3 protein-coding genes are annotated in these 3,477 nt (G+C 66.9%); 2 read left to right on the top strand and 1 reads right to left on the bottom strand.

Annotated features, from left to right (window positions below; translation table 11 throughout):
- Positions 1-2,034: 3-hydroxyacyl-CoA dehydrogenase NAD-binding domain-containing protein (locus tag DBR20_RS19495; protein WP_108267802.1), on the bottom strand; the 2,034-nt coding region annotated here is incomplete at its 3' end.
- A gap of 235 nt (positions 2,035-2,269) precedes the next feature.
- Here DBR20_RS19495 and rpoE point away from each other — a divergent pair.
- Both rpoE and DBR20_RS19485 read left to right on the top strand, forming a co-directional pair.
- Complete coding sequence (gene rpoE / locus DBR20_RS19490; protein ID WP_025877103.1) at positions 2,270-2,890, top strand: RNA polymerase sigma factor RpoE; 621 nt, start codon at positions 2,270-2,272, stop codon at positions 2,888-2,890.
- Positions 2,887-3,477: RseA family anti-sigma factor (locus DBR20_RS19485; protein ID WP_258223431.1), on the top strand; the 591-nt coding region annotated here is incomplete at its 3' end. The genes rpoE and DBR20_RS19485, both read left to right, overlap by 4 nt.

Below are 3,477 nucleotides of genomic sequence, written 5' to 3'. Positions count from 1 at the left end.
GTCCCAGCCCGGGCGCGGGGCGAAGCGGTCACCGTGACGCTGCTGCAACGCCTTCAGGCGCTCCACGATGGCATCGGCACCGACTGCGCGGATGTGCTGGATCGGACCGCCGCGGAACGGTGCGAAACCGGTACCGAAGATCACGCCCGCATCCAGCAGGTCCGCATCGGCCACCACGCCTTCGTGCAGGCACGCCACTGCCTCGTTCAACAGCGGCAGGATCAGGCGATCTTCCAGGTCGGCAGGCGCCTGGTAGTCGCGTGCTACGTCCGGCTTCTTGGCCCGGCCGTTTTCCCAGGTATAGATGCCCTGGCCATCCTTCTTGCCGCGCTTGTCCGGTTCCACCGTCTGCAGCGCCGCAGGAATCTGCAGGCCCAGGAACGGTGCCAGTTCCTTGCCCACGCCAGCGGCCACGTCCAGACCCACGGTGTCGATCAGTTCGATCGGGCCCATCGGCATGCCGAACTTCACGGCCGCCTTGTCGATCACCGGCCCCGGAATGCCTTCGGCGTATGCGGTGGCCGCTTCCAGCATGTACGGGAACAGCACGCGGTTGACCAGGAAGCCAGGGGTGCCGGCCACCGGCACCGGGAACTTGCCCAGCGCCTTGCAGAAGGCCGCCAGGCGGCGCTCGGTCTCAGGCGCCATGCCGTCATGGTGGATGATCTCCACCAGCGGCATCTGTGCCACCGGGTTGAAGTAATGCAGGCCGGCGAACTGCGCCGGACGCTGGATGTGATCGCGCAGTTCCACCAGCGGAATCGACGAAGTGTTGGTGGTCAGCAACGCGTCGAGCTTCATCTTCGGCTCCAGCGTCTGGTACAGCGCACGCTTGGCTTCCGGGTTCTCGATGATCGCCTCGATGACCAGATCGGCCTGCGCCACGCCGTTGCCTTCCAGATCGGCACGCAGGCGCGCGGCGACGGCCGGGCGCTTGCTCTCGTCGCGCACCTTCTTGGCAAACAGCGCCTGCGCGCGTTCCATGGCCGGGTCGATGAAACGCTGCTCGCGGTCCTGCAGGGTCACGTCGAAGCCCTTGTAGGCCGCCCACGCGGCGATGTCGCCGCCCATCACGCCGGCACCGACCACGTGCACGTGGCGGATGCCGGAATCACCACCGCCCAGGCCCTTCAGGCGTTCGGTGAGGAAGAAGATGCGGATCAGGTTGCGTGCGGTCGGTGTGCTGGCCAGCTTCACCACCGCGCGTCGTTCGGCATCCAGGCGTGCCTGCACCGGCTTGCCGCCGCTGCGCTGCCAGGTGCTGATCAACGCATACGGCGCCGGGTACTGGTCCTTCTTCGCCTTGCGCGCGACCTGTTTGACCATCTGCGGTGCCAGCAGCTGGCGTGCAAGCCAGGTATTGGTCGCCCACGCCGTCGCACGCTGCTTGAACGGGCGGGTGGTGCCGGACAAGGCCAGCGCCACGGCGGTATCGAGCACGACGGCCGGTGCCACCACCTTGTCGACCAGGCCGATGCCGCGTGCGGCCGAGGCCGACAGCGTGCGTCCGGTCAGCATCATGTCCATCGCAGCGGGCGCGCCGACCAGCTGCGGCAGGCGCGCGCTGCCACCCCAGCCCGGGAAGATGCCCAGCTGGGTTTCCGGCAGGCCGATGCGGGTGGAGCTGTCATTGGACGCGACGCGATAGCGGCAGGCCAGGGCCAGCTCGGTGCCGCCGCCCAGGCAATGGCCATGGATGGCGGCCACGGTCGGGCAGGGCAGTTCGGCCAGCTTCTGGTAGGTCGACTGGCCACGGCGGATGGCATCGTTGACGGTGCCGCGGCGATCGAATTCCTGGAATTCCTTCAGGTCGGCGCCGGCGATGAAGCCTGCCTTCTTGATCGACTGGATCACCACGCCCTTGGGCGGGTCCATGGCGATGCGCTCAAGCAGATCGCCCAGCTCCAGCAGGACATCCTGCGACATTGCGTTGACACTGCTGTCCTGACGATCAAGGGAGAGGACCACCACGCCATCGTCGCGGATCTCGGGGTGCCAGTGGCTGAAGCGGAGACCATCGAAGCTTGAGAGCATGGACGTTCCATCCGGTTGTGTATGGAGAAGGGGGCTATGATCCAGAGGTTGTTTCCCCCGCGTCAAATCCCAATAGCAGGGGTGTGGCGCCCCGGATCGCAGGCCTTGGACCGGAACGTTAACGGAACGGTGGTTAAAAGCTGGTGCGGCGCCAGGTGATCGGCGACTGAACTTTTCCCGGGATTGGCAGTCTCATTGCCCGACGTCGGTTGGGCTGACAGGAGTGCGGCCCCTCATGGCCGATGTTGATACACCACAGGAGCTGGATCTGGAACTGGTCCGGCGCGTGCAGCACGGCGAGAGTGCCGCCTTCGATGTCCTGGTGCGCAAGTACCAGCATCGGGTCGTGGCCCTGGTCGGTCGCTACATCGCCGACTGGAGTGAATGTCAGGACGTGGCCCAGGACACTTTCATCCGTGCTTACCGTGCGATTGGAAGCTTCCGTGGCGACGCCCAGTTCTCAACCTGGTTGCATCGGATCGCCGTGAATACCGCCAAAAATCATCTGGCTTCGCACAATCGCCGCCCGCCGACCGATGACATCGACATCGGTGACGCCGAGCAGTTCGACAGCGGCACACGCCTGCGCGACACCGACACGCCGGAGCGCGAGTTGATGCGCCAGGAGCTGGAACAGACGGTGATGAAGGCCGTCAACGCGCTGCCGGAAGAACTCCGGTCAGCGATCACCCTGCGCGAGGTGGAAGGCCTGAGCTACGAGGAAATCGCGCAGAAGATGGGGTGCCCGATCGGCACCGTGCGTTCACGGATCTTCCGGGCGCGCGAGGCGATCGACACCGAACTCCGGCCGCTGTTGGACATCGGCAGTGCCACCCGCGAGAAGAGCCGTATATGACCCGCATTCCGAACAACGAATCGCACAACCACCAGTCTCCCGCCGGGCAACGCCTGGACGAACGCCATCGCCAGCAGCTGTCGGCGCTGGTCGACGGCGAGCTGGGGGCAGACGAGGCGCGCTTCCTGGTGCGCCGCATGGAACATGATCCGGAACTGGCTGGCTGCCAGGAACGCTGGCAGCTGCTGGGTGACGTCATGCGTGGCCAGGCGTCACTGCTGGCACCGGCCGGTTTCAGTGCCGCCGTGGCTGCCGCCATCGCCGCCGAGCCTGCGCCGCAGGCCGAGCCGAAGCGTCAGGCCCGCCGTAGTGGTTGGCGTGCCTGGGGTGGCGGCGCACTGGCGGCTTCGGTTGCCGCCGTGGCGCTGTTCGTAGGCCGCGAAAAGCTGCAGGAGGCGCCGCCCGTCGATGTCTCCGCACCGCAGGTGATCGCCAGCCAGGCGCAGTTGCCGCCGGCATCCGGGCAACCCGCTGCTGTCACCGAGGCATCGGTGGACACCGCCGCGATGGCCGTGGCCAGCGTGCCGGCGATGGCCATGGCAGCGGCCAGCCGTCGCCAGGACGCGCGCCGCGCCAGCGCCACCCGC

This window comes from Stenotrophomonas sp. HMWF023 (assembly GCF_003060985.1).
GTDB classification, from domain to species: domain Bacteria; phylum Pseudomonadota; class Gammaproteobacteria; order Xanthomonadales; family Xanthomonadaceae; genus Stenotrophomonas; species Stenotrophomonas lactitubi.
The sequence above is the reverse complement of the archived record's forward strand: the minus strand, read 5'-3'. Positions and strand labels throughout refer to the sequence as shown.

Coding starts and splice junctions, on each gene's coding strand:
- rpoE (WP_025877103.1), top strand. CDS start 2,270: ATGGCCGATGTTGATACACCACAGGAGCTGGATCTGGAACTGGTCCGG.